The sequence below is a fragment of the uncultured Friedmanniella sp. genome (assembly GCF_964244005.1).
In the GTDB taxonomy this organism is placed as follows: Bacteria; Actinomycetota; Actinomycetes; order Propionibacteriales; family Propionibacteriaceae; genus Microlunatus.
The window spans coordinates 42,106-69,105 of the sequence record NZ_CAXTHG010000018.1; the positions used below are offsets into that span (position 1 = coordinate 42,106).

Sequence of the window (27,000 nt, forward strand, 5' to 3'; positions counted from 1 at the left end):
GCCATGCGGCAGGTGGAGGCGCTCGGCTCCTGACGCCACCGCGGGCAGGTGCTTGCCAGGCCGCACCGAGCCAGCCATGCTCAGCCCATGGCGAAGAAGCGGAGCAAGCAGCAGACGAAAATCGGCGACTCGGGAACGCGGACCCGGGACACTCCGATCGGCGACTACGGCTTCCTCAGCGACGGTGAGGTGTCGGCCCTGGTGGGGCCCAGCGGCGCGGTCGAGTGGATGTGCATCCCCCGCTTCGACTCCCCGAGCACCTTCGGCAGCATGCTGGGCAAGCTGGCCGGCTCGTTCCGGCTGGCGCCTGATGACGTGACGGTGCCTGGCGACCGGCGCTACCTGCCCGGGACGATGATCCTGGAGACCAGCTGGGGTACCCCGACGGGCTGGATCATCGTCCGCGACGCGCTGCTGATCGGGCCGTGGCGGCACGAGGACGACCGCTCGCACACCCATGAGCGCACACCGAACGACTACGAGGCTGAGCACACGCTGCTGCGGACGATCCGCTGCGTCTCCGGTGAGGTGCAGACGGTGATGGACTGCGAACCCGTCCTCGACTACGGCCGCTCCCACGTCAGCTGGGACTACACCGAGCACGGTTACCACCAGGGGGTCGCCACCGCGCCGGGTTCCGACGTGAAACTGACTCTGACCTCGGACCTGCGGATCGGCTTCGAGGGCGGTCGGGCGGCGGCCCGGACGCTGCTCAAGGAAGGCGACACCCGCTATGTCGCGCTCAGCTGGGGCGGCACGCCGCCGCCGATGACCTACGACGAGGCGTACAAGCGGCAGGTCTGGACCGCCCACCACTGGCAGCACTGGCTCGCTCGCGGTGAGTTCCCCGACCACCCGTGGCGCAGCTACCTGCAGCGCAGCGCGCTGACCCTGAAGGGCCTGACCTACGCCCCGACCGGTGCGATCGCGGCCGCCGGCACCACCTCGCTGCCGGAGACCCCAGGCGGCAGCCGCAACTACGACTACCGCTTCACCTGGATCCGGGACGCCACCTTCGCCCTGTGGGGCATGTACTCCCTCGGCTACGACTGGGAGGCGGTCGACTTCTTCTCCTTCATCGCCGACATCGCCACCCGTGACGACGAGCTGCAGATCATGTACGGGATCGGCGGCGAGCGCGACCTCGCCGAGTCCGAGCTCGACCACCTGCCCGGCTACGCCGAGTCGCGTCCGGTCCGGATCGGCAACGCCGCGTACGCCCAGCAGCAGCACGACGTCTGGGGCGCGCTGCTGGACTCGGTCTATCTGCACTCCAAGGCCGCCGACCACCTGGACGGCCGGATCTGGCCGATCCTCGACAAGCAGGTGACCCAGGCGCTCAAGCACTGGCGCGAGCCTGACGCCGGCATCTGGGAGGTCCGCGGCGAGCTGCAGCACTTCACCTCGTCCAAGATCATGTGCTGGGTCGCGGTGGACCGCGGCGCCAAGCTGGCGCTGGCGACGGGGGAGAAGGGCAAGGCGGCCGAGTGGGAGCTCGCCGCCCAGGAGATCAAGGACGACATCCTCGCCAACGGGGTGGACGAGCGCGGCGTCCTGACCCAGCACTACGGCACGAAGGCGCTCGACGCGTCGCTGCTGCTGGCTCCGCTGCTGCGTTTCCTGCCGCCGGACGACCCGCGGATCCGGGCCACCGTGCTGGCGATCGCGAACGAGCTCACCGTGCACGGGCTCGTGCTGCGCTACAAGGTCGAGGACACCGACGACGGCTTCACCGGGGAGGAGGGCAGCTTCACCATCTGCTCGTTCTGGCTGGTGTCGGCTCTGTGTGAGATCGGGGAGTACCAGCGGGCGCGCAAGCTCTGCGCCAAGCTGCTGTCGTTCGCCGGCCCGCTCGAGCTGTACGGCGAGGAGATCGACCCGCACACGGGCCAGCACCTCGGCAACTTTCCGCAGGCGTTCACCCACCTCGCGCTGATCAACGCGGTGATGCACGTGATCCGCCTCGAGGACGCCCAGCACGGTCCCAGCTCCACCAGCTGGGCCGGCTCCACCGGGCAGCCGGAGTAGCGCTTCGGTGCTCTCAGAGTATTTTGTCGCCCCTAAGCCTTGCCGCCAAGCCCAAGAATCAGGGGCGACCCTCCTAGGGTGGGCGGCATGAGCGCGGCGGAATGGGTGCCCGAAGGTGGCAATGTCGACACGCTGCGGCGGGCGGCCACGGAATGTCGGGGCTGCGAGCTGTGGGAGCCGGCCACCCAGGTGGTCTTCTCGGCCGGCAACCCGGCGGCGCCGATCATGCTGGTCGGCGAGCAGCCGGGGGACTCCGAGGACCGGCGCGGGCTGCCGTTCGTCGGACCGGCGGGCCAGCTCCTGCAGCGGGCCCTCGCCGAGGCCGGGATCGGCGTGGCCGACGTCTACGTCACGAACGCCGTCAAGCACTTCCGCTTCACCCCCCAGGGCTCCCGGCGGATCCACGCCACGCCCCAGACCACTCACCTGTTGGCCTGCCGGCCCTGGCTGGAGGCCGAGCTACGCGTCGTCGACCCGCAGCTGGTCGTCTGCCTCGGCGCCTCGGCGGCGAAGTCGCTGCTCGGCCCGACGTTCCGGCTCACCGCCGAGCGGGGTGAGGTGCGCGAACGGGACACCCCCGTCGGGGTACGCCGCGTCCTCGCCACCCTGCACCCCTCAGCCGTGCTGCGCACCCAGGGACCGGAGCGCGACGAGGCCTTCGCCGGTCTGGTGACCGACCTGCGCACAGCAGCCGCAGCCGTCGAAAAAACTTGACGCGTCAAGCGAACCTCAGGGCCACCCGCGTCGTTCTCCTCAGGGAAGAGCTCTAGTCCCCGACACCCCAGGAGAGCCCCGTGTTCGAATCGGTCGGCAACCTGCCCCTGCACCCGCTGGTCCTGCACGCGGTCGTGATCGGCATCCCGCTCGCGCTGCTCGCCTCGCTGTTCTTCGCCCTGCCGCGGACCCGGTCCTGGGCCCGGCTTGCCCTGCCGGTCGTCGCGGTCGGCGCCCTGGTCGCAACCTTCGTGGCCAAGGAGAGCGGCGAGGCTCTGCAGCGGACGCTGGCCGCCTCGCAGCAGCTGGAGCCCGGCACCCCCACGGCCGTGCTGATCCAGGCGCACGCGCACCTCGCCGGCCAGCTGATGCTGATCATGGTCGGGGTGGCGGTGCTGGCCTTGGTCAACGCCGTGGTCGTGGGCCGCGTGGGCGGCACGCCCGAGCGCCGGGGGAGCCGAGGGCGGGACGTCGTCCTGGTCGCCCTGCTCGTGGCGTCGGCGTTTGTCGCGTCGTTCTGGGTGTACCGGGTCGGTGACGTCGGGGCCCGCGCGGTGTGGAATCCTACCGGCGACGCGAACTACTCCTCCAGCACCCGCTGAGCCGACAACCACCTCTGCCGTCAATATCGTCGCGGAATTAAGCCATCATTCAAGGTGCCGATCTAAATCCGCGCTATCGATGCTGACGCGCTCGGCAGAGTACCGACCACGACCCAGAAATAGCTCGCTGACCCGGGTGTGAGGGGCCGTACTGCGACCGCGCCGGCCGGAACTGCGGCCGGCTCGATCGTCACGGGCAGGTCACGACACGCCGTCGTAACGCGCTCGCGGGCGGTCCAGGCCCAAGAACGGAGGTAGCGACGTGTGACCTCGGTCACATTTGAGCGCTCGATGGTCACGGTTGGATCACATCGTTCACGCCTGGAACGGGACCTTGGTCCTGGCCGCGAACGCCGAAGGTCCTTGACCGAGGGGTCGAAGGGCATTTGTGGGGGACCGGTGCGTTCTCTAGTGTTCGTGTCAACCCAGTCCCCAACCGGGGATCGTGAGGGTGGGTCAACCAATTCACGACTTTGGTGAATCGGTCGCACATCGTATCCATCATCAAGGAGATATCGTGTTCGCGAAAATCTCGGTCGCCCTCTGCTCCTTGGCCATGATCGTCGGCATGTCCGCCGTCAGCGCACCGGCCGACGCAGCGGCACGGCCGTCCAAGATCACCCTGGTGAAAGCCGTCGCCGGCCCGCACGCGGGTCAGGTGACCATCGCCTGGAAAACCGACGGCAAGCACACCTCCGCCTTCAAGATCGAGACGGGTCTCAACTCCTTCAGCAAGATCAGCAAGAGCATGCCGCGGGTCGGCCGGAGCGCGAAGATCTTCACCGTCGCCGGCACCCGCCGCTCGGTCACCCTCTCAGCGGCCCAGGTCCGCGCGGCCGGCGCCGGTCTGGGCACCGGCAACCACCTCTACTTCCGGATCTACGCCGTCAACGGCAGCACCACCCGCGCCTACCCGTACCTGAAGGCCGTGATGCCCAAGGCGGCGGCCACCACGGCCAGCGGGACGAGCGTCCGGCTCGCCAGCTTCAACGTGCGGACGGCCCGCGCCACCTCCGACAAGCGCAACTGGCTGAAGCGGGCGCCCGACGTGGCCAGGCAGATCCGGGACAAGAACCCGGGCGTCGTCGCCCTGCAGGAGCTCGGGCCGGGTCGGGCCGACGGTAAGAAGGGCAAGACGAACGGCCACACCCGCCAGACCGTCAGCCTGCTGAACAACCTCAAGAAGGTCGGCGCCGGCAAGTACCGTCTGGTCCGGACCACGCCGTACGTGAAGCCCGGTACCACCCACAACACCCAGGGCGCCCGGATCCTCTACGACAGCACCCGCTACCGGCTCGCCTGGGCCTGCCCGGAGAAGACTGGGAAGAAGAACTACAGCACCAGCTGCAGCCTGAACCTCCCGCTGCTGTCGAGCGACGGGGAGAGCAAGCGTCGCAGTGCCGCCTACGCGCTGCTGGAGAACAAGCGCACCGGCAAGCGCTTCTGGTTCGCCTCGGTCCACCTCGACGACCGGCACAGCAAGAGCAAGGCCAAGGAGAAGCAGTACAACGCGCTCCGCGGCCGTCAGATGAAGGCCGTCTACACCCGGCTCGCCCAGGTCAACACCAAGAAGCGTCAGGTCGTCGTGGCCGGGGACGTCAACTCCTGGCAGAACAACCGGGTCGGCAACGCCCCGCACGACTACCTGGTCGGTCAGGGCTTCTACGACACCGCCGCGGCCCGGACCCGGGTCAGGACCCAGTACACGACCATCAACCACTTCGACCGGGTTCTCCACCCGGCCTCGCAGGGCTACGGCGTCCGGATCGACGTCATCATGGTCCGCGGCCTCAAGAGCGCGCAGCGGTTCGAGAACGTGATGAAGGTCGTCGACGCCAAGCGCCCGTCGGACCACAACATGATCATCAGCGACGTCGTGCTCTAGGCCCGACACAACGAGCCACTCTGCCCTCCCGCCCGCGCCGGTCGGCAGAGGGTCGGCCCGGTCCACCAGCGACCGGCCCGACCACCCCGGAGCGGGGTGCACCTCACCGGTGCGCCCCGTTCTGCTTCACCTCAGCCGTTGGCCAGGGCGGCCGGGCCGTCCTCGCGACGGATGTCGATCACGTGCCCGGTCTGACCCGAGAGCAGCACGTCCAGGGACTTGCGGGCCACCTCCTCCGAGCTGAGCAGCGTGCCGGCCGGCTCCTCGCCGAACGCCTTGGTCCGCATCGGCGTCCCGGTGCGCTCGGGGTTGACGCAGTTCACCCGCACCCCGCTGCCGGCCCACTCATCGGCCAGCGCCTGGGTGAGGTTGACCACCGCGGCCTTGGCCGAGGAGTAGAGGGAGTACCCCGAACGGCCGCGGGTGTAGGAGGAGGAGGTGAACATCAGTAGCGACCCGCGGGACTGGGCCAGGCCCGCGTAGAACTCCTGGGCGATGAAGATCGGCGCCAGGTAGTTGATGTCGGTGGAGGAGTAGACGGTCTCCTCACTGGTCGCGGCCAGCTCACCCCGGGGCAGCACGCCGGCGGTGTTGACCACGTAGTCGATCTGCCCGGTCTCGGCCAGCAGCCGGGAGGCGACGCCGGCGATCTCGGCCCGGTTCTCCACGTGGGTGCCGGTGCTCGAACGGGAGTAGGTCCGGACGTCGGCCCCGTAGGAGGCGGCGAGGCTGGCGATGTCGCCACCGATCCCGTAGGAGCCGCCGAACACCACCAGGGTCTTGCCGGCCAGCCGCGCCCGGTACTCCTCCTCCGACAGAGCAGCCGGGGTGTCGGCCGAGGTGAGCTGGAAGAGCTTGTCGGCGATGTAGACGTCGATCGGCTCGGTCACCTTCATGTTGCGCTCGTGGCCCGGGACGACCGCGATCGCGACCTCGGGCAGGTAGCGCAGCACGACGGTGCAGTCGTCGGTCGCGGTGAAGTTCGGGTCGAGGGCGGCGTTCGCGTACGCCGCCCGGATGGTCGAGAGCCGGAACGACTGCGGCGTCTGACCGCGGCGCAGCAGGTGCCGCGGCAGCACGTCCGCGATCTGGTCGTACTCACCCGAACCCAGAGAGCGCTCGCCGGCGACCTGGATCACCGTGTCCGCTGACGGGATGGCGGTGTCGACGGCCAGGTGGGTCTTCAGAGCCGCCACGTTCGCCGCGATGATCGTCTGCGACACCAGCGGCCGGACGGCGTCGTGCAGCAGCACGTTGCACTCGTCCGCACCCAGCGCGGCGAGCGCGGTCGCCGTGGTGTCGTTGCGCGTACCGGCACCCTCCAGGATCTGGCTCACCTTGTCGTAGCCGCCACTGCGGACGATCGCCCGGACGTCGTCGAGGTAGCCCGGGGTCATCAGGACCAGGATCTCGTCGATCAGTGGGGACTGCTGCATCGCGGCGATGGTGTGCTCGATGATCGGCTTGCCGGCGATCTTGATCAGCTGCTTGGGGATGCTCAGCCCCACCCGGGTGCCGGTACCGCCCGCCAGGACGACGGCGACGTTGCGCAACGAGTTCACCACGGAACCGTAACGGTCAAAGCAACCTAGGAGTTTGTCGCCCCTAAGCCTGGTGGTTTGGCGGCGTCCAGCTGCATGCATCGCAAGGCCGACGAGGAAGGCTACCGGGTAGTAGCACGACGAGGAGAACGCCGCGAGGTGGCTGCCTGGGCAACGCAAGCCCAAGAATGAGGGGTAGTTCAATCGGACGTGTCGCCGCGGCGAAAGACCCTCTGGTCAGGTCCGCTGTCGTCGGCTCAACGTGAGCTCCCCGTCCGGGCCAAAAACACCCTCGAAGCGCGGAACCGCCGGTCGCCCGAGGAAGGTTTCCCAGCAACTGTTGCGCCAGTCAACCCGCAGCCGTAGGTGAACGTCCTCAGCGGTACCCCGGCTCCCCAGCGAGTCGAAGACCTGGTTGAGCCCGAATCGCGCCGCAACCTTGAACGTCGTTCCCGACCTCACCACCGACATCGGCACGTCGGCCAGCGAGCCGTCGGCTTCGCAGATGGCCGTCAAGGTCACGACCGCCTCGTCGATGCGTTTGCGGTTGCGGCCGACTTCGAGGTGAAGGGTGGCGGCGAAATCAACTTCGAGGTCGTCGGGGCCACCCAGGGGAGCAAACGTGACCGCTGGTTGGATCAGCAGGTCGGAGGCCTGGCTCGAGCCAACCAGCCGCTTCAGTCTTGTCGACTGTCGAACCCGGTTGAGGAGGGTCGGGGAGACCGGTCGGGACAGAGCAAGGCGACGTACGTCCAGCGAGCCCGACAGGATCTGAGTGCGTCCGGACTTGAGGGCGATCGCACCCTCGAGCACGGTCTTCCAGTCGCGGAGGAAGCGCTCGTGCCCGTGCAGGTCGGCCTTGGCGAAGGCGGCCTCGCTCATCCGCCGGGCCAGGACGGGGTCGCAGAGCAGCCGCACCGCCCGTTCCGCCATCGCGGCGACGTCACCCTTGGCTACGAGGTAGCCGTCGACCCCGTCATCGATCTGCTCGCGCGGACCATACTTGATGTCATAGGCGACCACGGGGCAGCCGTGCGCCAGACTCTCCAGCGAGGCAAGCGGGTAGCCCTCGAAGACGCTCGACATCAAGAATCCGGTCGCGGTCCACAGCGTCTCCTGGGCCAGGGTGTCGTGTCCATGCATCGTCACCGCGTCGACCAGGCCGAGCTCGCGAATCAGTCCTTCGATCAGCTTGCGCTGGGTGCCTTCACCGTAGAGGTCGAGGCAGGCGTCGGGCACCTGCTCGCGGACGAGGGCAAAAGCCTTGATGGCATCGGCCAGGCCCTTCTGCGGTTCCAATCGGGAGACGATTGCCAGCCGATGTGGATCGCGGGGCGGCAGCGGGTCAGGGCGAACGGGCGGTCGGATCGGGTTGGGCACCACGAAGCGGTGGTTGGTACGCCCCCACTTCTTGGCGATGTCCTCGCTCTGCCGTGACGTGAGGTTCACCATCGCATCGAGGTTCGGGATCTGTCGCAGGACGGCCTTGTAGTTCTCGAAGGACGGAGAGTTCCAGCGTCGTTCCTTGAAGGTGTGCTGGTTGTGCATCAGGTAGATGAGGTGGAATCGCTTGTTCTTCAGCGGCGTGATGATCGGTACCAGGAAGCGGCTGTCCATGAAGACAAAGACCCGGTCCTCGCCGGGGCAGAGCCGCACCATCCAGTTTCGGTACCAGGCACCCCTGCTGGTGAAGGAGCGGACGACCTGGCCGTCCTGGTCGACCAGCTTGACGTGGGCACCACCGTCGACAGGCGCCCTCCCAAGCTGCTCGGCGACCCGGGCGAACACGGACTCGTCCGGACGCTGATAGTCGTACGCCAGCGGTTGCCCGGTCAGGGGATCCGAGTAGACCGTGCGGTACGGCTCGCCGTTGGTGCGGAGCTCGCGCACGGACTCGGCGGTGATCGGCTTCAGCTCCTGACCATTCGCTTGGGGATCGCGGAGGTCCTCGTCGCGCACCGTGTCGTAGAGGTTGAGCACCGGCATCGACTCGGTGATCACGTTGTCCGCGACGAGCTGGGCGATGCGGTCGGGATTGTCGGGGACCGGTTGGAACGTCAGCGTTCGCGGAGTCACTCCGGCTTGTTCGTGCATGATCCGGCTGCGGGTCAGGAGCGCTCGCGTCTGACCTCCCGACCCCGGCTGGATCGTCAGGTTGCACGACAGGTACTGGCCTGTTGGCAGGTCGGCGTCGAACACGCCGCTACCCTAACCGCGTTCGACCGACGCCGGATATGGCGCCGCGCACGCACGACGAAGGAGTTCTGGATGACACCCCTGGCCCGGCGGCTGGCCCGACGCTACCTGCCACACCGCGTCCGCGCTGCTGCGCTGACCCTGGCCGGTCGCCCCGTCGGGCCGGCCACCCGAGCCAGCACGAAGGCGGCGACCGGGGCGGCGAAGCGCCCGGCCGCACAGAAGGCCGCCCGCAAGCCCGGCCCGAAGCCGGGCGCGAACCGCCCGGCGCCGGCGCCGGTGCGCCAACCGTTGGTCGAGGCGCTGTCGCGGGGCGAGGGCCTCACCCCGGGCATGGTCGCTCAGGTGCGCGCGATGGTCTCGGCGGACGAGGTCGACCGCGCCCGCGCCCTCGGCCTGGCCTTGCAGGCCGACGCGGGCACGGCCGAGCTCGGTCGGCTCGTCGTCGGGCTGGTCGCCGGTCTTCGCGGATACCACGCGCTCGCCTGGACCACCTTGTCGGGGCTGCCGGACGTCCTGGCGCTGCGGTGGGCCCCTGAGGAGTTCGTCCGCGCAGGCCTCTCGGAGGACCCGGCGGCGGTCCTGGCCCGGCTCGACGCTGTCGCCGCCGCGAACACGGCGGACCTGCCTGCGAAGAGCTGGCTGCAGATGGTCGGGCCTGTCTACGGATTCGGCGCGCTCAGCACCGCTCGGGACCTGTTCGCCCGGTTCGACGAGCGGGTCGGGGACGGCGCAGGGGTCCCCGCGGCCCTGGTCGTGCAGCGCGACTGGTGGCTGAGCTGGATCACCCGGTCCCCGGAGGGCCGGTCGGCACCACCGGTTCCCGCAGGCCGCAGGTCGTTCGCGATCATGGACTACGGCCACCCCAGCCGGACCAAGGCCTCGAACAACATCGGCGACCACATCCAGAGCCTGGCGTCGCTGGGACACCTGGTTCGGCACCAGGGCCTGACCTATCACGGCCCGTCCGACCTCACCGGTCTGGTTGGCCAGCTCCGCGGTCGGGTCCGTCCGGAGCTGGCGCTCGACGACGTCCAGGCCGAGGTCGAGCTGATCCAGATCGACCGCGACGCCTCGGCGTACTCCGACATCCCACCGGACACGTGGACCCTCGCCTTCGGCTGGTACATGCACGGGATCTTCGACATGGCCTACGGTTTCCCGTTTCACCCGAACCTGTCGCCGGTCTTCGTCTCGTTCCACTGCAGCAAGCGCGCCATGCTCACCGACGAGGCGGTCGACTACCTGCGGCGGTACGCCCCGATCGGCTGCCGGGACTGGACGACGGTCGACATCCTGCTCTCGCTGGACGTGCCGGCCTTCTTCTCGGGCTGCCTGACCACCACGGTCAACACGGTCTTCCCCGACGGTGAGCGCGCCGCCGCCGACGCCCCCGCCGGCTACGTGGATGTACCGTCCGCCGGCGTGCCGGCGGGCGGGAAGACCTACGCCCACCAGTACGACTCCGTCCGGTTCACCAGCTTCGTAGGCAACGTCTACGACGGGATCGAGCTGCTGCAGACCTACCGCCGGACCCACCGGGAGCTGGTCACCAGCCGACTGCACTGCTATCTGCCGTCCCGCTCGATCGGTGTCCCGGTCGACTTCCAGCCCAAGAACCGCTCCGACCCGAGGTTCGCAGGACTGATCGACATCACCGACGCCGAGTTCGACCGGATGCGCTCCACCATCAACGCGAAGCTGGCAGAGGTGATGAGGCTGATCCTGTCCGGCGCCGAGACACGAGCGGTGTACGCCCGGTGGCGAGAGCTGAACGCCGACGACGTCGCCGTCGCGCAGGCGCGCCGGGCAGAGGTGCACCCGCCGCGGGAGGCGCGGAGCAACCTGGTGGCCGACGTCGAACGGGTCCGCGGTCTGGTCGCGTCGGCGGCGGTGACCGATCGCGCCGAGGCGAGTCCCGAGGAGGCCGATCCAGTGCACGTCGCCGTGTTCGCCGGGCGCGCCGACCACCAGCCGCTGGCCCGGCTGCTCCGCTCCCTGGCGGCGCACGCCTCGCGCCCGGTGGACGTGGTGGTGGTGTCCCGCGACCTCGACACGCTGGGGGACCTGGCCGAGCCGGGAGGCCCGGTGTCGGTCCGCCTGGTTCGCACCGACGGCCTCGGAAACGACCTTCGCCGAGGGGACGGACGGCCGGCGACCGACCGCGACGTCGACCTGCTGGCCCTGCCTGAGGTCCTCGCCACCCTCGACCGGCTTCTCGTCCTGCCCGTCGACTCGCTCGTCCTGGGCGACGTCACGGAGATGGCCGACCTCGATCTCGGCGGTCAACTGCTGGCCGCGCCTACGGTGGTGGGCGAGCGCGCCTCGAGCGGGTTCGTCCTGATCCACACCGCCAGCAGCCGGCTCAAAGCCAAGACTCAGTCGTCGGCGGAGCTGCGCCGACGGGCCTACGCCCGGCACCGGTTCGACTTCGACGCCTACGATGTCGACGTGCTCGTGCTCGACGCGGCCGAGTTCCGTCGCCGCGGCGTGCTGGCGTCGGGGGTGCCCCTGATCGAGGAGTTCGGGCTCACCGCGCGCGAGCTGCTGCACCTGGAGACCGGGCCCCACCGGGCGACCGTGCCCCCGGCCTGGCACGTCGTGCCGTCCCGCAGCGAGGTCGAGGGCGCCTGCCTGGTCCACTGGGCGGACCGAGCCAAGCCCTGGTCGGAGATCCTCGCCCCCGCCGAGCAGCTGTGGTTCGACCCGTTGACGTGAGCGCTTCCGCAGTGTGCGGCGCCGCGCCGGTATTCTTTGCGCGGTTCGCCTCCGTCGAGGAGTTCCATGCCGAAGGCCGCCCATCGTCTCGCCCGTCCCCTGCCCGAACCGCCGCACCGCGGAACGGTCGCGGCCGGGGCGGTCGGGCGGCGCAGGTCGTCCTCGCTGACCCCGAGCGGGATCTTCCGGGCGACGGTCACGCCCGCAGTGTGGCGTGGTCGACGTCGGCGGCGGGGATGCCGTACTTGGCCTGCGGCCACGCGTTGTCGACCACCTCGTGCTTGCCCACGCCGCCGACGGCTGAGCTGCCGCTGCACCGTGGGGCCGCGACCTCGAGCTGAGGAGGGCCCAGGAGAGCGCGAGGGGACACGTCGTGGCCCGCGTGGCGAGGATGGTCGGGCAGCAATCGGCAACGGCTAAGGTCACAGTTCACCATTTGACTGATGAGGAGTGGTTCATGAGGCGCGCTTTGATACTTCTGGCTGCAGTGGCTGGCGTCGCTGCTGCCGGCCTGGCGCTCTTCTTCTCGATCGAGGCGGCGGCGGCCGCGTTCGCCGTGTCCTGGCTCTGCGGTCTTGGCTGGATGGTCCTCAGGTCTCGAGCGGAGTCGGTCAAGCTCAACCAGCTGCTGAAGCAGCAGCGAGCGAGCCGCCGCACGCTGGGGGAGCTGCAGACCACGTCCAAGGAGCTCAAGGCCACGTCCAAAGAGCTGCTGGCCCGTCGCGCGCCCGTCGATGGCCGGTCGAAGCAGCAGACCGCGCAGCAGCTGAAGCTCATCCGCAAGGAGCTCTACCAGGTGCTCGTCTGGGTCCAGCGAACGCCGAGCGTCACCCAGGAGCTGCGCCGGGCGTACGACCGGTTGGTCGACCACAACCGTCCGATGCCCGAGCTCGGCGACTGGGCGATGTCAGCGTCGACCTTGATCTGGATGCTCGACCGCCTGGAGAACCCGTCGGTGCGGACCATCGTGGAGTGCGGCTCGGGCAGCTCGACGGTCTGGTTCGCCACGGCGTTGGCCACCCGAGGTGGCGAGGGCAGGGTCATCGCCATGGAGACCAGCGCCGCCTACGCCGAGAGCACGCGGGCCGAGCTCGCCAAGCTGGGGCTCGAGGATCGGGCCGTGGTGCTGCACGCACCGCTGGTCGACACGGCCGTCCCCGGTCGGGACAACCAGCCCTGGTTCGACGTCTCGGTGCTCCCCGACCTGCCGCCGGTCGACCTGTTGTTCGTCGACGGACCAGTGGGCGGAGTCGCTCACCAGGTTCGGTACCCGGCCTTTCCTCTGCTGGCCGACCGTCTCGCGCCGGGTGCGACGGTCGTGCTCGACGACACGGGGCGGCCCGCCGAGGCCGCCATCGTCCAGGCCTGGAAAGAGGAGGTCCACTCCGGCCGTCGGCTCCGGCAGGTGCGCCGCCTCGACCGCGCGACCGCGTTCGTCAGTGAAGAGGCGCCGGACCAGGCTCGGGCCTAGGAGGGTGGTGCCGCGCAGGAGGTCGGCGTTCGACACCACCCTCCTAGTCGGAGCGCTGGTCCGACCGACCAGCGATGCCTCGTGGCTGGCACAGGAAGAACGTCCGGGTGGGCAGGTAGTACGGCGTGAGGGTGTAGACATCCCACCCGCGCTCCTCCAGCATCTGACGGAGGGAGTCCGGCGTTGCCCAGAACGAGCTGCTGTTGCCCCAGGCCGACCTTCGTGCCCCGGCGGAGTTCACCGTGTCCGGTTCCGCGTAGAGCTGGCCGTCGTAGCCGCGCTGTCGCACCACCTCAGACAGGACGAACGAGCTCGGCTCACCGGTGGCCACGTGGGTGTCCAGGATCATCGGCGTACCGGCGGCCCGGTCCAGCAGGTTGAGCTGGTCGTCCAAGGTCAGGTGGTAGAAGAGTCCGAGGTTGACGATGAGGTCATAGGCCTCGAACGACACCTCGCGGACGTCTTGATGGACCCAGGTGACGCGGGCGTCTGTGGGGAACCGGGTGGTACGGGCGTCGACGGCGGTGACGTCCCAGCCGGCCTCGGCCGCGCGGATGGAGAACGCGCCGTGGCCGGCGCCGAGGTCAACCAGTCGGCCGGGCGCGAACCACGCCAGCATGGTGTCGAAGACGCGCAGCCGAGTCTGGTTGACGCTGCCCCGCAACACCTTCGCGATGACGGCGCTTCCCTCCTGGGGCGCGGAGGTCGTCCGCCCCGGCTCCTCCGTCCTCGGCGGCGCCGGCAGCGCAGGGGTCGTCGGTTCGGACAGGGCACGGACGGCATACGGTTGCCCCTCGATCTCCAGCCAGGCGTTGGGCACCGCAACGCCAAAGCGGCTCCAGAGCTCGGTCGGGGTGGACGGCAGGGACGCGTGCCGTTCCGTGAAGGTCCGGCGGCTCGCTGGAGACCGCTTGCCGTTCCAGGTGTGCACCAGTCGCTGAACGAGCGCCGCGGGCAACAGGTCCAGTGGTGCGCCAGGCTCGAGCGCTCGGAGCCGAAGTCCGAGGTCCGTCAGCTCGAGCTCGTTGTCGAGGAACACGTCGAGGCCGCGTAGTCGGGCGAAGGTCTCGCTCCCGATGACGAAGGTCCGGCCGTCGGGGGCGCTCAGGCCAGCGGGCGCCTCGTCGCGGTCCTCCAGACGGTGACCGGTGAGGAGCGCTCCGGGCAGCCGCTGCCCTGGCCCGATCGCCGCACCGGCCGTGACCACCGCGCCCGACCCGTCCAGCGTGATCGGCTGGGCGAGGTAAGCCGTGTCCCGCCGCTCCTCGGCGTAGGCCACCAGCTGTCGGACGGCATCGGCCTGCGGCACCTCCGCGTTGCCCAGCACCAGCAGCGTCGCGCCTCGGGCGCGCCGGAATCCGACGTCGACGGCGAACGCGAACGCGACCCGCATCGGGATCCGCTCGTAGCGCACGGGCGCCGTCGTGACGACCCCGGCGAGCAGAGCGGCGAGCCGGCGGTCGGACATCTGGTCGACGACGACCGCCTCCCAGGGCCGGTCGCCCAAGGCATCGGCCACGGCTCGCAGCTGGTCGAGCACCAGCTCCGGTCGCTCGCTGCACGGCACGACCACGCTGACCAGGTCCTCGTCCCGCGGCAGCCGCTCGAGCTGCTCCCAGTCCACCCAGTAGCGCAGCTTGACGTGGTCGTACCAGGCCCACGGCTCGCGGGCACTGATGCGGTCCGCACCACTGCTGTCGTACGACGCCCCGAGCACCGGCACGTGGACCAGGTCGACGTGGTCGGCGAGGCGCACCACGAGGTCGTAGTCGACCATCCTGCGCAACGTGACGTCGAAGCCACCGACCTCCTGCAGCACCGTCGAGCGCACGACCAGAACGTTCACGTCGACGTGGTTGGCCACCCGGAGAAGGGCCGGGGTCACCTGGTTGGCGCGGTAGCGAGGGCCAGACGCGGTCCTCACCATCAACGTCGCGTACGCCGCGTCCAGGCCGCGCGTGGTCATGGCGCTGACCATCGTCTCGAGGTATCCGGGCATCCACTCGTTGTCAGAGTCGAGGAAGGCGATGAAGCCACCCCGGGCCCTCGCGATCCCCTCGTTGCGGGCCGCGCAGACACCGACGTGTTCGCGGACGACCAGCCGGATCCGCGGGTCCTCCTTGGCCAGCTCGGTGACCACCGCACGGGTGTCGTCCTCGGAGCCGTCGTCGACGACCAGCGCCTCCCAGTGTTCCCACCGCTGGGCACGCAACGACGCCAGCGCCCGTTGGAGCTTGACGGACCGGTTCCAGGTGGGGATGACGACCGAGACGAGCGTCTCCGGTGTCTGGGCGACGGGGTCGACCACCGACGGCTCGGGGTCGTGCGGGAGCTCGGTGAAGTACCGCTCCACCCGGAGCCGCTGCTGTGCCGACCAGGTCAGGGCCACATCGCGCCAGCTCTGGGCGTCGTCCCAGCGCACGGGTACCGAACCGCCCAGCCCGCGGACGTCCAGCTCCGTCGTGCTGGTGAGCCGCTCGGCCAGGTGCCCGAGAGGACCGTGGGGGTGCTCGGCGGCAGCCGGTTCGCGGCGAAGATACGCGTCCAGGTCCCACCCCGGGTGCGGGGACCGTCGCGCAGGGCCCGGCTGTGCCAGGTAGGCGCTGAGGGGGGTCTTCCCCTCGGCCGGCTTCGCGATCGTCGTCGGGTCGAACAGGGGGTGCGGCGACAGCTGCAGGGCCGCACCCTCGGTGCAGTAGTGAGCCACCGCCTCTTCGCGGTTGGAGAACGAACGACCCGACTCCCGCTCGTACCAAGCCTGGTCGAAGGCGGCAGCGCCCTCCAGCCGCTCACGCTCTTCGACGTCGGGCGCTGGTGGGGCAGGCTGCGACGGCGACGCCATCACGCCGGGGTCGGGCTCCTGGCGTTCCGGCTTGGTCGATCGCTGGGCTGGCCGCGCGATCAGGCGTCTGACCCGGCGGGCCAACGCCGTGGTCACCCGCACGTCGGGGCGCTGGCGCAGTCGGCGCTCGCGGTTGACCGCCTCGTCGCGCGCCTTCTCGGCCTTGCGGACCCGTCTGCGCAGCTGCTTGACCTGCTCGCTGAGCTTCGCCACCTTCTGGTCCTGTTTCGCGGCGGCAGCGGCCGCAGCGGCGGGTCGAGCCAGGCTCCGCTCGGTCACCAGACGGCCGAGGGCCAGCCCGACTGCAGCCCTGGCCGAGGCGGCCGAGCGTTGAGCCAGCTGCTCGACGTCCACGGCGGAGTCGGACGTGCAGAGCCAGAGCGGCTCGTCAGGCTCGATCCCGAGCAGGTCGGTCTCGATCGGACCGAAGAGGTCCTTCATCCTCACCTCGCTGACGCTGAGCCCCGCGGTGCGGAGCCGGTCCTCGAAGTCGTCGCCGTAGTAGCGCACGTGGTCACGCTGGCCGAAGCGCCTCAGCCGCTCGGCTGTCGAGGCCTCGGGGTCCTCCTCGGTCGGGATGCCCAGGCGACGTGGCACCTGCACCACCGCCACCCCGCCCGGTGCGAGCACGCGCGCCATCTCCGACATGGCCGCAGCGTCGTCAGGGATGTGCTCGAGCACGTGGAAGCAGACCATCAGGCCGACGCTCGCGTCGGGAAGTGGCAGGCTCGTCATGCTGGCCTGCACGTCGACCGCGCGCTTGTCCGCGCCCGGATCGAAATCGATGCCGACGTAGGCCATCCCGACCTCCGAGGCCAGCCCCCGGAGACGATCGGTCACCTGCCGCGACGGGGCCACGTCCACGAGAACACCCTTGGCGGCGTGGTCGCGCAGACCAGGCAGCAGAGCGATGAGTGCGCGGTGACGTTCCAGGCTGCCGCAGCGCCGGCACCGTGCGTGCGGCCGGCGGCCGCCGGGGCCGGGGACCAGGACGCTCAGGCGCCCACACGCCCCGCAGAGGACAGCAGATGCCTGCGTCACGATCTCACTCCCCCTCGCCGATGGATGGGCTGACCCTACCGGCCGGACTGACGGCACAAGCTCGGCACACGAAGGCGAGAGGCAGGGATCACCCGACGTCGACCGGGAAACCGACGGCTGGGCTCACCGGCTGGCTGTGCCGCTCTCGTGGTGATGGTCGGGATCGGTAGGGGAGGGTCGACGGCGGACGACGTGGCGCGCCCAGCGCGCTGCGCTCCGGGCCGAACGGGTGATGTCGGACCGGAGCCAGCGGCGGCGACGTACAGCGTCGAGCACGAACGGCTCCTTCAGCTCGACCTGTCCGGACCAGCCGGGCAGCTCCAACCGGGCCCGGTAGCGGCCGGTGGGCAGCAGCAGCCGGCCTGGTCCGGCTGCCACCACCCAGACGGTCTGCCGACGACCGGGCGGCCCCAGCGGCCAGGTCAGGACGCGGCCGGCCTCCGAGGTCAGCACCACGGACAGTCCGGTCGGCTGCGATGTCCACACCACGCCCAGGTCGACGCCCAGCCGGCCCTCGGCGAGGTCGATGAACCGCGCCGCGGCCAGGTTGTTCAGCACCCGGCGCGGCGGCGCGGCGACCTCCGCGCTCAGCTGCCCGCGAGCGTTCTGGTAGAGCCGGTGAACCCGCCGCTTGCGGTCGACCACCATCGGCAGCCGCAGGGCGGGGTCGGCAGGCAGTCGTCCGTTGCGGGTCAGGCCGAGCGCGTGCACCCGGACGACCAGGTCGTGGACCCCCCGACGCAGCGGCCGGCCGCCGGCAGCGCTGGCCAGGTCCAGGGTGACGACCCCGGAGACGACCACCTCGGCGTGGTCGCCCTCGACCTCCAACCGGACCTGGAGCGGGCTGGGCACGAACCACTCGTCGCGGTCGCTGCGGTGGATGACGACGAGATCGCCGCGCATCTCCTCAACCGGTTCGACCGCGCGCTCATCGTCGGTCGCGGCAGCGCCGGCGAGCTCGCGCGGCAGCAGCCAGCCGGAGGGGGCGCGCTCGAGCAGCAGCGGCCGACCCTCGACGACCAGCCTGCCCTCCACCGTGAGCGAGAACTGGTGGCCACGGCGGTACCGGACCTTCGTCAGCCGGGCCACCCCGCGGATCCGGGCAACCGCGGCTGCTTGGTCAGCGATCTCGGCGATGGTGCCCCGGCGGACCAGCGAGGCTCGCGGCCGGAGCACGGCGCCAAGGCCGTCGTCCACGCTGGAGGGAAAACGCTCCTCCATCAGCCGGCGCACCTCGTGGTGCAGGTCGCTCAGGTAGTCCTCGGGTGCGCTGGCCAGGTCGGCGCCGGAGAGCCGGCCGAGCATCTCGGTCCGGAGGAACCGTAGGTAGAAGTGGTCGCGCTGCGGGCCGGGCTCGGTGTAGGCGTCCACGACGTCGAGGACCTCACGAAGGTTGCCGTAGTAGCCGGCCGGGTCGATCTGTCGGGAGCCCGCGTTGCCACCGTCGGCGCGGCGCTGGTACCGGTAGCAGACGTAGTCCGACACGATCGTCGCCGCCCGGGCGGCGAAGTAGATCTTCGCCATGAACAGCTGGTCCTCGAGCCGTCGCCGGCCTTCGGGATAGCGGATGTCATGCTCACGGAGAAAGGCGACGCGCAGCATCTTGTGCGGCGTCAGGCTGTTCATCAGCTCCGCGGAGAAGACGTCGCAGCGCGGCCGCTGCCGCCGGTACAGCTCGTGGTGCACGCCGCGGAAGTCGCTGATCACCTTGCCGAGGACCACGTCGGCCTCGTTCGCCGCGCCCAGCCCATACATCCGGGCCAGCGAATCCGGCTGCAGCGCGTCGTCCTGGTCGACGTACATCACGTACTCGCCGGCGGCGAGGTCGGTGCCGACGTTCCGCGGTTTTCCGGGCCAGCCGGAGTTCGGGATGGTGACCACCCGGACGTGGTCGTGCCGCTCGGCGAGCTCGGCGAGCCGGGCGGGCGTCTCATCGGTCGAGCCGTCGTCGACGAAGATCAGCTCGAGCTCCTCAGGCAGCATGGACTGACCCAGCAGCGACTCGATGCAGGGGTCGAGAAAGGAGCCTGGGTTCCAGACGGGGACGACCACGCTCACCTTGGGACCCACGAACCGCTCCTCTCACCGACACTCTGTCCCGGCAGGCTAACGGGTCTGACGGGCCCCGCCGGATATAGTCGCCGTCACCGCACTGAAGGCGTCGTCAGGCGGTGGACAGCGAGAGGAACGGGCAGGTTAGCGATGACGCGCGATGACATCGGGCGCCTCGAGCGGGCCGCCCGAAACCTGGCCGGCCCCCTCGTCGCCGCAGCTCGACGGCGGCGGCGCGTTGCTGATCAGGCGAAGGCCTCTGCCCAGCCGCGCCCCCCGGTAGCCACAGCAAAGACCCCGGCCCGGACCAAGCCGCCGCTGCTCAGCGTGGTCGTGGCCGCCGAGGACGACGACCACCTCGAGGAGTGCCTGGCCAGCCTGGCGGCGCAGACCCTGTCCTCGTTCGAGGTGGTGGTAGTCGGTGCTCAGGCCGCGCTGGCGCCCTGGGTCGCGGAGCGGCCTGGAGTGCGACTGGTCGACCGGCCCGCGAGCGGCGGGCTGCCCGGGGCCCGGAACCGGGGCGTAGCGGCGGCACACGGGACCTACCTCGCCTTCCTCGACGGCGGAGACACCGTCCCCAAGGACGGTTTCGCTGCTCTGGTCCGTGTGCTGCGGCGGAGCGGCTCGGACTTCGCCGTGGGCGACAGCCGGCTGGTGCATCGCGGCCGGAGCCGTCGGACGGACCTGCCGCCCGTCGTCCACGAGCTCGACCGCATCGGGGTGACGGTCGACGCCTTCCCCATGGCCATGCGAGACGTTGCGTTGGGAAACCGCGTATTCCGGCGCTCCTTCTGGGACGACCACATCGGCGGCTTCGACGAGACCACCGGCCTCAGCGACCTCGAGGCCACCGTCACCGGCTACCTCCGGGCGCGCTCTTTCGACCTGGTCAAGAAGGTCACACACCACAGGCAGCTGCGTCGCGACACCTCGTCGCTGCTGAAGAAGACCGACAGCGCCGTCCAGCTGGCGGACCGGGTCAACGCCCTCGAGCGGCTCTGGAAGCTGGTCGCCGCCGAGGCATCGCCGGCCGTGGCCGGATCTTGGCTGGGCAGCCTGATGGAGACCGACCTCGCTCGCTGGGCGGCCCACGCGGCCACCGCGGACGAGGACTACCGACGTGAGCTGCAGCGTGCCTGCCACGACTTCTTCGACGCCGGGACCCCCGAGACCTGGCCGCACGTGCAGGTCAGCAGCCGGCTGCGGATCGGGCTGGCGAAGGAGGGACGGTGGGATGCGCTGGAGCTGCTGGTGGACCATCTCCAGGTCGCCGGCGCGACCCCGCCGACTCGGCTGGTGGACGGTCGGGTGCTCGTCGACCTGTCCTCGGCTCCCGACCTTGGCCCGGGGATCCCCGACCTCTGCTTCGAGCTCGCGGAGAGCCAGACCGGAATGGCCGCATGCGTCCGCAGTGCGTGGTTCGCCGCCGACGGCACGCTGGTCGTGGACGGCTGGGCGTTCGTACGGGCGGTCGACCTGACCGACGGACCGCCGGAGCAGCGCGCCGTCCTCGTCGACACCGAGACCGGGGACGAGGTGCCGGTGCCGCTCGAGAGCCGCCCCGACCCGCTGGCGAACCGGTGGGCGCAGGCGATCCACCACGACGTCGCGAACGGCGGTTTCCGGCTGCGGATCGACCCCGACGCGCTGCCCGCCCCTGATCCCGCAACCGGCCGCCGGTACTGGCAGCTCCGGATGGAGGTTGCCGTCGGACGGCTGGTCCGCAGCGGCGTCGTCTCCTCGGCGGTCCGCACCGGCAGTGGCCAGCGGATGCGGGCCCGGGCGCTCCGCGACCCGCTGGAGCCTGTTCGCCTGATGCCCGTCCTCGACCCGGTGCTGGGCTTCGCGCTGCAGGCCCGGGTCGACCATGTGCGGGCCCTTGAGCTCGTCGCCGATCAGGGCGGCGTGGTGCGCGGGCGGCTGCGGGTGCTCGAGAACGACGCGCCCCGGCTGGTTCGGCTGCACGCGACGGCCGGCTCGACGGTGGTCACCGCCGAGCTCGAGGACGGCCCTGGGCCGGAGCAGGTGTTCACGCTCCGGCTGCCGGACGGACCCGCCGGTGAACGGTGGACCGTGCAGGTCGTCGATGAGGCCGGCCAGCGGCACCGGGTCTCCTGGCCCGCCGAGAGCGAGGCCGGAGCCCAGGTCGCCGCCGCCGACGCGTCCGTGGTCTGGCTGCGCTCGCCCCGCGGGCTGGCGGGCCTGGAGAGCGCGCCGAGCCGGCTGGTCGCCGAGGCCGTTGACGTCGGCGCAACCACGGTGGCAGTCCGCGGCTGGGCCTTCGGGCTGGACCGACAGGCGTTGGCGGCCGCGCGGCTGACGAGCCACCGGATGAGCGTCGGGGTAGAGAACCTTGAGCTCGGCGAGGACGGCGCCGTCCGGCTGGTCTTCCCCCTGCAGGGTTCGCTGTGGGGAGGACCGACGATGCCCCTGCCGGCGGGCTCCTACACCGTTCAGCTCGACCCCATTCACGTCGACCCCATTCACGTCGACCCCGGCCAGCTCGACCCCGGCCAGCTCCCAGGGGGGCAGCCTGACCCCCAGCGCGCGCAGGTCACCGTCACCGACGCCCTGCTCGAGCGTTGCCCGGACGAGGGCGGGAGTGCCGCGCACCGCTACACCATCGGCCGGGCGGTCGGCACCGACCAGCTCGAGGTGACGCTGCGCGCGCCGCTCCTGCCCGACGAACGCGGCCGGCACTCCACCCGCCGGCTGGCCGACTGGTACGCCACGGCCGATGTCGCGCCCGTAGAGGCCGTCCTGATGTCGTGCTACCGCGGCGAGTTCGCCACCGACAGCCAGCTCGCCCTGCACCAGGAGCTGTGGCGGCGGGGGACCGGGCTGCGGTTGCTGTGGGGGGTCAGCGACTACTCGGTCGTGCTACCCGAGGGTGCCGAGCCGCTGCTGATCGGCAGCCGGGCGTGGTTCACCGCCCTGGCCAGCAGCCGCTACCTCTGCCACAACATCGACATGGAGCGCTGGTTCCGCAAGCGTCCGTACCAGCGGTATCTGCAGACCTTCCACGGCTACCCGTTCAAGTCCATGGGAGCGTCGCTGTGGCGGGCCCAGGGCAAGGGCGAGCGGCTGATCCAGCAGGAAAGCCGACGCCGGTCGGAGGCCTGGGACGCGATCGTGGTACCCGAGGACTTCTGCGTCGAGCTGTACCGACGCGAGTACGGCTTCACGGGCGAGGCGCTGGTCACCGGCTATCCGCGCAACGACGCCCTCGTCCGGGACGCCTCTGCGGCCACCCGGTCGCAGGTGTTGGCCCGGCTCGGGGTGCCGGTCGACACGACCGTGGTCCTGTACGCCCCGACCTGGCGCGACACCGCCAGCATCAGCGCCTACCGCGCAGACCTCTTCGACGGCCTGGACCTCGACGGTCTCGTCGCTCAGCTCGGGCCTGGCTACACCGTCTTGATCCGCGGCCACAACTACAACCTGCGCGGTGGCAGCCGCGCCGCCTCCAGCGCCGTCCTCGACGTGTCGGGCTACCCCGAGGTGAACGACCTGATCCTGGCCGCCGACGTCGCCGTCCTGGACTACTCCTCGCTTCGGTTCGACTGGCTGATCACCGGCAAGCCTGTCGCCTTCTACGTCCCTGATCTGGACGACTACGTCTCGTCGCGGCGGGTGCTCTTCGACTACGCCGCGACAGCGCCGGGACCCCTGGTCCGGACTCTGCCGGACCTGGTGGCCGTCCTCCAAGACCTCGACGGGCTGACCCGTGGGTACGCCGAGGAGCGGGCCGCGGCCAACCTCCGGTTCAACCGCCTGCACGACGGCCACGCGAGCGAACGGCTGGTCGATGCCTTCTTCTCCTGAGACCACCAGTACTGCCCAACGGGTGGTCGAGACCGCCGTCGACACCGTCGTCGCCATCTTGGCTCTGACTGGCACCTGGCTCGTGCTGACGGGGCGCGGCAGCGGTCTCGCACTGCTGGCCGCTGCCGCCGCCGGGGTGGCGCTCCACCTGCGGGAGCGGCGTCCCACCGCCTCCCGGTGGCAGCCCCTGGGCGTTGCGCCGGTGCTCCGGGGGCTGACCATCGCCGGCGCCGCCGTCGCTCTGGTCGTCCGGCAGGACTCCGCCGGCAGCGGCGGCATCGTGGTGGGCATCCTGGCGGCGGCCATCGTGGGTGGCAGTCTGGTCGCCGAGGAGTACATCGGCCGGTCCGCGCGGTTCAGGGTGCCGGTGGTGTCCGGCCTCCCGGGCACTGAGTCGCCACCGCCGCCGAACCGCGACCTTGGTCCACTTGCCGTGCTCGCCAGCGTCGCTGCCACCCTCGCCGGGGTGGCCCTGGCGTGGGCTCGGGCCTCGCCCTGGTGGTGGGTCGCGCTCGCGGTCGTCGCGGTGCTGCCCATCGTGGCGATGGGCTGGAACGGTCGGGCCAAGATCGTGTACGCCCGCCGGCTGCGGCGCGACCTGCCGCAGGCTGTCGCCGCGTACGCGCCGGAGATCGTCCTCTACACCTCCCGCCCCGACGACGCGTCCTACCAGGTGCGGATGTGGCTGCCCTACTTGGAGCGCAGCGGTCTGCGCATCCTGATCGTGGCTCGCAACCAGGTGCCCGCAGCCGCGCTCGCCGAGGTCACCGATCTGCCCGTGGTTGAGGCCCGACGGATGAGCGACCTGGAGAGCCTGGTGGTGCCGTCGTTGCGAGCAGCGTTCTACGTCAACGCGTCCTCGGGCAACGGCGCGTTCGTCCGGTTCCAGCACCTGACCCACGTCTACCTGGGTCATGGTGACTCTGACAAACCGCCGTCCTACAACCCGACCCACGCGATGTACGACCAGGTCTTCGCGGCCGGGCCGGCGGCGATCCGCCGCTACGCCGCCCACGGCGTCACCATCCCGCTCGACAAGTTCCGCATCGTCGGCCGGCCGCAGGTCGAGGGGGTGCGTCCGGCGCAGCGGGCGGTCGCCGACGTCACCGACCCGGTCGTGCTGTACGCACCCACCTGGCGCGGACACGTCGAGGAGACGATGTTCTACTCACTGCCGCGGGGGGAGCAGATCGTCGCGGGGCTGTTGGAGCGTGGAGCGACGGTGATGTTCCGGCCGCACCCGTTCAACTACGACTTCGCCGACGACACCGCTGTCATCCGCCGCATCCAGGGCCTGCTCGAGGCCGACGCGCGCCGAAGCGGCCGCGCCCACGTCTGGGGGCCGGCCGCCGAGACCGAGCGCGACGTCTTCGACTGCGTCAACGACTCAGACGCGATGGTCTCCGACGTCTCCGCCGTGGTCTCGGACTACCTCTTCTCGGGCAAGCCTTTCGCCATGGTCGCTGTGCCGGCCGAGCCGGTAGCCTTCACCGCCGAGTTCCCGATCGCCGCGGCGTCCTACGTGGTGCGGGGCGACCTGTCCAACCTCGGCGAGCAGCTGACCCAGATGCTGGGCGCCGACCCGAGGGCCGCCGAGCGGTTGGCTCTGCGCAGTGACTATCTGGGCGACTTCCCCGCGGACGCTTACGCCGACGGCTTCGTGGACGCGGTCCGCCGCGTCGCCCGCCAGGACCGCTCGGATCTGACCGGCGAAGAACAAGCCGAAGCTGAGGAGCCGGTCCCGCCCGGCCAGGACCACGAGAGCGGCGTGGGCCCGGAGACCGACGGTGGCGGGGAGGTAGCAGGCCGGACCCGGCCGGGGCTCGGGCGGTACTGGTCGGTGGTCCGCAGGATCGGGCTGCACCTGGCCGGGACGGCGATCGCGTTCGTGACCCTGGCTGCCGCGCTGCTGCCTGCACCGGTCTGGCTGGCCGCGCTCTTGGGCCTGCTCGCGATCGCCTCCGCACTGACCTCGGCCGGACCCTCCCTCCGACGGGCGAGTCGGCGCAGCCGGCTGCTGGCCGAGGGCGATGGGACCCGGGCGGTGCTGTTGGTGGCGCTCACTGTGCTGCTGGTCCGTACGGGTGCCGAGTCGCAGCGGGCGCTGCTGGCCGTGCTCGGAGTCGGGGTGGCGCTGGCTGCCGAACGCCGCGTCCGGAGCGCTTGGGGAAGCTTCGGTCTGATCGCGGTGAACCTGCCGAGTGCCGTCCGGTCGGTGCGGCAGCCATTCAGCCGAGGCTGGCTGACCCTGGCGAGCTTCCTGGTCCTGGCGTTCGCCCTCGTGGCCGTCTGGGTCGGGGCCACGGGCGGCTGGCGGCCGGCCGCCATCGCGACCGCTTTTTCCGCGGTCGCTGCCGTCTTGGTCGTCCTCTTCCTCGAAGTGCTCGAGCGCTCGCTACGCCGGGCGGCCCGGGCGACGACGGGTGAGCAGCGGCTGCCCGTAGCCCTGCACGAGCACGCACCGGAGTTCGCCGTCTACTTCGCCTCCACCGTCGGCGCCGGCTACCAGATCGGGATGTGGCTGCCCTACTTCGTCCGGATCGGTCGGCCGTTCGTGATCATCACCCGCACGGTGCCGATGCTGCGCCAGATCGCCCGCTTGTGCGAGGAGCAGGGCGTGGTGGTCCCGATCGTGTACCGGCCGACGCTCCGCAGCCTCGAGCAGGTCATCGTGCCGTCGATGACGACGGCGTTCTACGTCAACAACGCCGTCCGCAACACCCACTTCATCGAACGCCGCGAGCTGACGCACGTCTGGCTCAACCACGGCGACTCCGAGAAGCCGGCCTGCTACAACCCGGTGCACGCGATCTATGACCTGATCTTCGCCGCCGGCCAGGCCGGGATCGACCGCTACGCCCGGCACGGCGTCGACATCCCGAGGCCGAAGTTCCGGGTCGTGGGCCGGCCGCAGGTGGAGCAGATCGAGCCCGCCCGCGGTCCCGTCGCCGAGCAGCAGCCGCCGACCGTGCTCTACGCGCCGACCTGGCAGGGCCCCTACGCCGACACCCGGGTCTACTCGCTGCCGCTCGGACAGCAGATCGTCCAGGCGCTGCTGGACCGGGGCGTCCGGGTGGTGTTCCGCGCCCACCCCTTCAACTACCGCTACCCCGATTCTCGGGAGCTGATCGCGCGCATCGGGGCCATGTTGGACGGCGACCGGTGGCGTACCGGCCGCGAGCACCTGTGGGGCGACGCGGCCGAGCGCGAGCTGACGGTCGAGGACTGCTTCAACCTCTCCGACGCGATGGTCTCCGACGTGTCGGCGGTGGTCTCGGACTACCTGCACTCCGGCAAGCCGTTCGCCATGGTGTCGGTCGGCCGGACCAGGGAGGAGCTGGTCGTGCAGGCGCCGGCCGCGCGCGCCGCGTACGTGCTGGACGAGGACCTGTCCAACCTGTCGGAGGTCCTCGACGACCTGCTGGTCACCGACCCGCTCGTCGCGACCCGGGACGCCACCCGCGTCTACTACCTGGGCGAGTTCGACCACGACCGCTACGCCGAGGGCTTTCTCGACGAGGCCCGCCGGGTGATCGGCTCCCCGCCCCAGCAACTCCTGCCCGACTTGTCAGCGTCGGTGGCGGCTGGGGCGACCACTGACGCTGACAACTCGCACTCAGGAGAGCGTTAAGGCTCGGAGGGCGAGCGGGTAGCCGTTCACACCGAGACCGACGATCACCCCGGCGGCGACGGCAGACAGGTAGGAGTGCTGCCGGAACTCCTCGCGGGCGTGCACGTTCGAGATGTGCAGCTCGATCACGCGGACCCCCGCGCCCACGACCGCGTCGCGGAGCGCGATGGAGGTGTGGGTGTACGCACCGGCGTTCAGCACCACCCCGAGCAGCTCACCTGCGGCCTGGCGAGCGCCGGCCTCCTGCAGCCAGCCGACCAGCTCGCCCTCGAGGTTGGACTGGCGGCACTCCACGTCGATGCCGAGCTCGGCGCCGGTCGTCACGCACAGCCGCTCCACGTCGGCGAGCGTGGCGGCGCCGTAGACGCCCGGCTCCCGGCTGCCGAGCAGGTTGAGGTTCGGTCCGTTCAGGACCAGGGCCGCCGTCATGGGCAGCATCGTGCCACGGTTCTCC

Annotated in this window: 14 protein-coding genes; 8 read left to right on the plus strand and 6 right to left on the minus strand. The window is 70.6% G+C overall.

Annotated elements, in window-relative coordinates; genetic code table 11:
- Positions 1-87 precede the first annotated feature (87 nt).
- From ACFE76_RS12665 to ACFE76_RS12680, 4 genes are all read left to right on the plus strand, one after another.
- A complete protein-coding gene (locus ACFE76_RS12665) occupies positions 88-2,028 on the plus strand; it encodes a glycoside hydrolase family 15 protein (protein ID WP_375432117.1) in 1,941 nt (646 codons plus the stop codon).
- A gap of 87 nt (positions 2,029-2,115) precedes the next feature.
- Positions 2,116-2,742 (plus strand): UdgX family uracil-DNA binding protein, encoded by a 627-nt coding sequence (locus ACFE76_RS12670; protein ID WP_375432118.1) that lies wholly within the window; start codon positions 2,116-2,118, stop codon positions 2,740-2,742.
- A gap of 80 nt (positions 2,743-2,822) precedes the next feature.
- Positions 2,823-3,344 carry a DUF2231 domain-containing protein gene (locus ACFE76_RS12675; protein ID WP_375432119.1) on the plus strand — a complete coding sequence of 174 codons (522 nt, stop codon included), beginning with the start codon at positions 2,823-2,825 and terminating at the stop codon, positions 3,342-3,344.
- A 517-nt stretch (positions 3,345-3,861) separates the two neighbouring features.
- The gene (locus ACFE76_RS12680; protein WP_375432120.1) at positions 3,862-5,229 is read left to right on the plus strand and encodes a hypothetical protein; all 1,368 of its coding nucleotides are present in this window, start codon (positions 3,862-3,864) and stop codon (positions 5,227-5,229) included.
- A 131-nt stretch (positions 5,230-5,360) separates the two neighbouring features.
- Here ACFE76_RS12680 and ACFE76_RS12685 read toward each other — a convergent pair whose 3' ends face one another.
- Together ACFE76_RS12685 and ACFE76_RS12690 are read right to left on the minus strand one after the other, a co-directional pair.
- Entirely contained in the window at positions 5,361-6,791 is a 1,431-nt protein-coding gene (locus ACFE76_RS12685; protein ID WP_375432121.1) for an SDR family NAD(P)-dependent oxidoreductase, read from the minus strand.
- Positions 6,792-7,007: 216 nt separating this feature from the next.
- Positions 7,008-8,969 (minus strand): glycosyltransferase, encoded by a 1,962-nt coding sequence (locus ACFE76_RS12690; protein ID WP_375432122.1) that lies wholly within the window; start codon positions 8,967-8,969, stop codon positions 7,008-7,010.
- Positions 8,970-9,038: 69 nt separating this feature from the next.
- Between ACFE76_RS12690 and ACFE76_RS12695 the strand changes: the two genes are divergently transcribed.
- Entirely contained in the window at positions 9,039-11,684 is a 2,646-nt protein-coding gene (locus ACFE76_RS12695; protein ID WP_375432123.1) for a hypothetical protein, read from the plus strand.
- Between the two features lie 196 nt (positions 11,685-11,880).
- On the opposite strand, the gene ACFE76_RS12700 is transcribed toward ACFE76_RS12695, so the two are convergent.
- Entirely contained in the window at positions 11,881-12,054 is a 174-nt protein-coding gene (locus tag ACFE76_RS12700; RefSeq protein ID WP_375432124.1) for a hypothetical protein, read from the minus strand.
- An 87-nt stretch (positions 12,055-12,141) separates the two neighbouring features.
- Here ACFE76_RS12700 and ACFE76_RS12705 point away from each other — a divergent pair, with 87 nt between their 5' ends.
- Positions 12,142-13,155 carry an O-methyltransferase gene (locus ACFE76_RS12705; protein ID WP_375432125.1) on the plus strand — a complete coding sequence of 338 codons (1,014 nt, stop codon included), beginning with the start codon at positions 12,142-12,144 and terminating at the stop codon, positions 13,153-13,155.
- A 43-nt stretch (positions 13,156-13,198) separates the two neighbouring features.
- Here the strand turns inward: ACFE76_RS12705 and ACFE76_RS12710 are convergent, their stop codons facing one another.
- Together ACFE76_RS12710 and ACFE76_RS12715 are read right to left on the minus strand one after the other, a co-directional pair.
- Positions 13,199-16,861 (minus strand): glycosyltransferase, encoded by a 3,663-nt coding sequence (locus ACFE76_RS12710; protein ID WP_375432126.1) that lies wholly within the window; start codon positions 16,859-16,861, stop codon positions 13,199-13,201.
- A 300-nt stretch (positions 16,862-17,161) separates the two neighbouring features.
- Positions 17,162-19,108 carry a glycosyltransferase family 2 protein gene (locus tag ACFE76_RS12715; protein ID WP_375432127.1) on the minus strand — a complete coding sequence of 649 codons (1,947 nt, stop codon included), beginning with the start codon at positions 19,106-19,108 and terminating at the stop codon, positions 17,162-17,164.
- A 132-nt stretch (positions 19,109-19,240) separates the two neighbouring features.
- On the opposite strand from ACFE76_RS12715, the gene ACFE76_RS12720 reads away from it, so the two are divergent.
- The gene (locus ACFE76_RS12720) at positions 19,241-22,915 is read left to right on the plus strand and encodes a CDP-glycerol glycerophosphotransferase family protein (RefSeq protein WP_375432128.1); all 3,675 of its coding nucleotides are present in this window, start codon (positions 19,241-19,243) and stop codon (positions 22,913-22,915) included.
- A complete protein-coding gene (locus tag ACFE76_RS12725; RefSeq protein WP_375432129.1) occupies positions 22,899-26,546 on the plus strand; it encodes a CDP-glycerol glycerophosphotransferase family protein in 3,648 nt (1,215 codons plus the stop codon). Before ACFE76_RS12720 ends, ACFE76_RS12725 begins: the two co-directional genes overlap by 17 nt.
- On the opposite strand, the gene aroQ is transcribed toward ACFE76_RS12725, so the two are convergent.
- Positions 26,532-26,975, minus strand: a complete 444-nt coding sequence (aroQ, locus tag ACFE76_RS12730) for a type II 3-dehydroquinate dehydratase (protein WP_375432130.1) — start codon at positions 26,973-26,975, stop codon at positions 26,532-26,534. The two genes, ACFE76_RS12725 and aroQ, sit on opposite strands and share 15 nt — an antisense overlap.
- Positions 26,976-27,000: the final 25 nt, after the last annotated feature.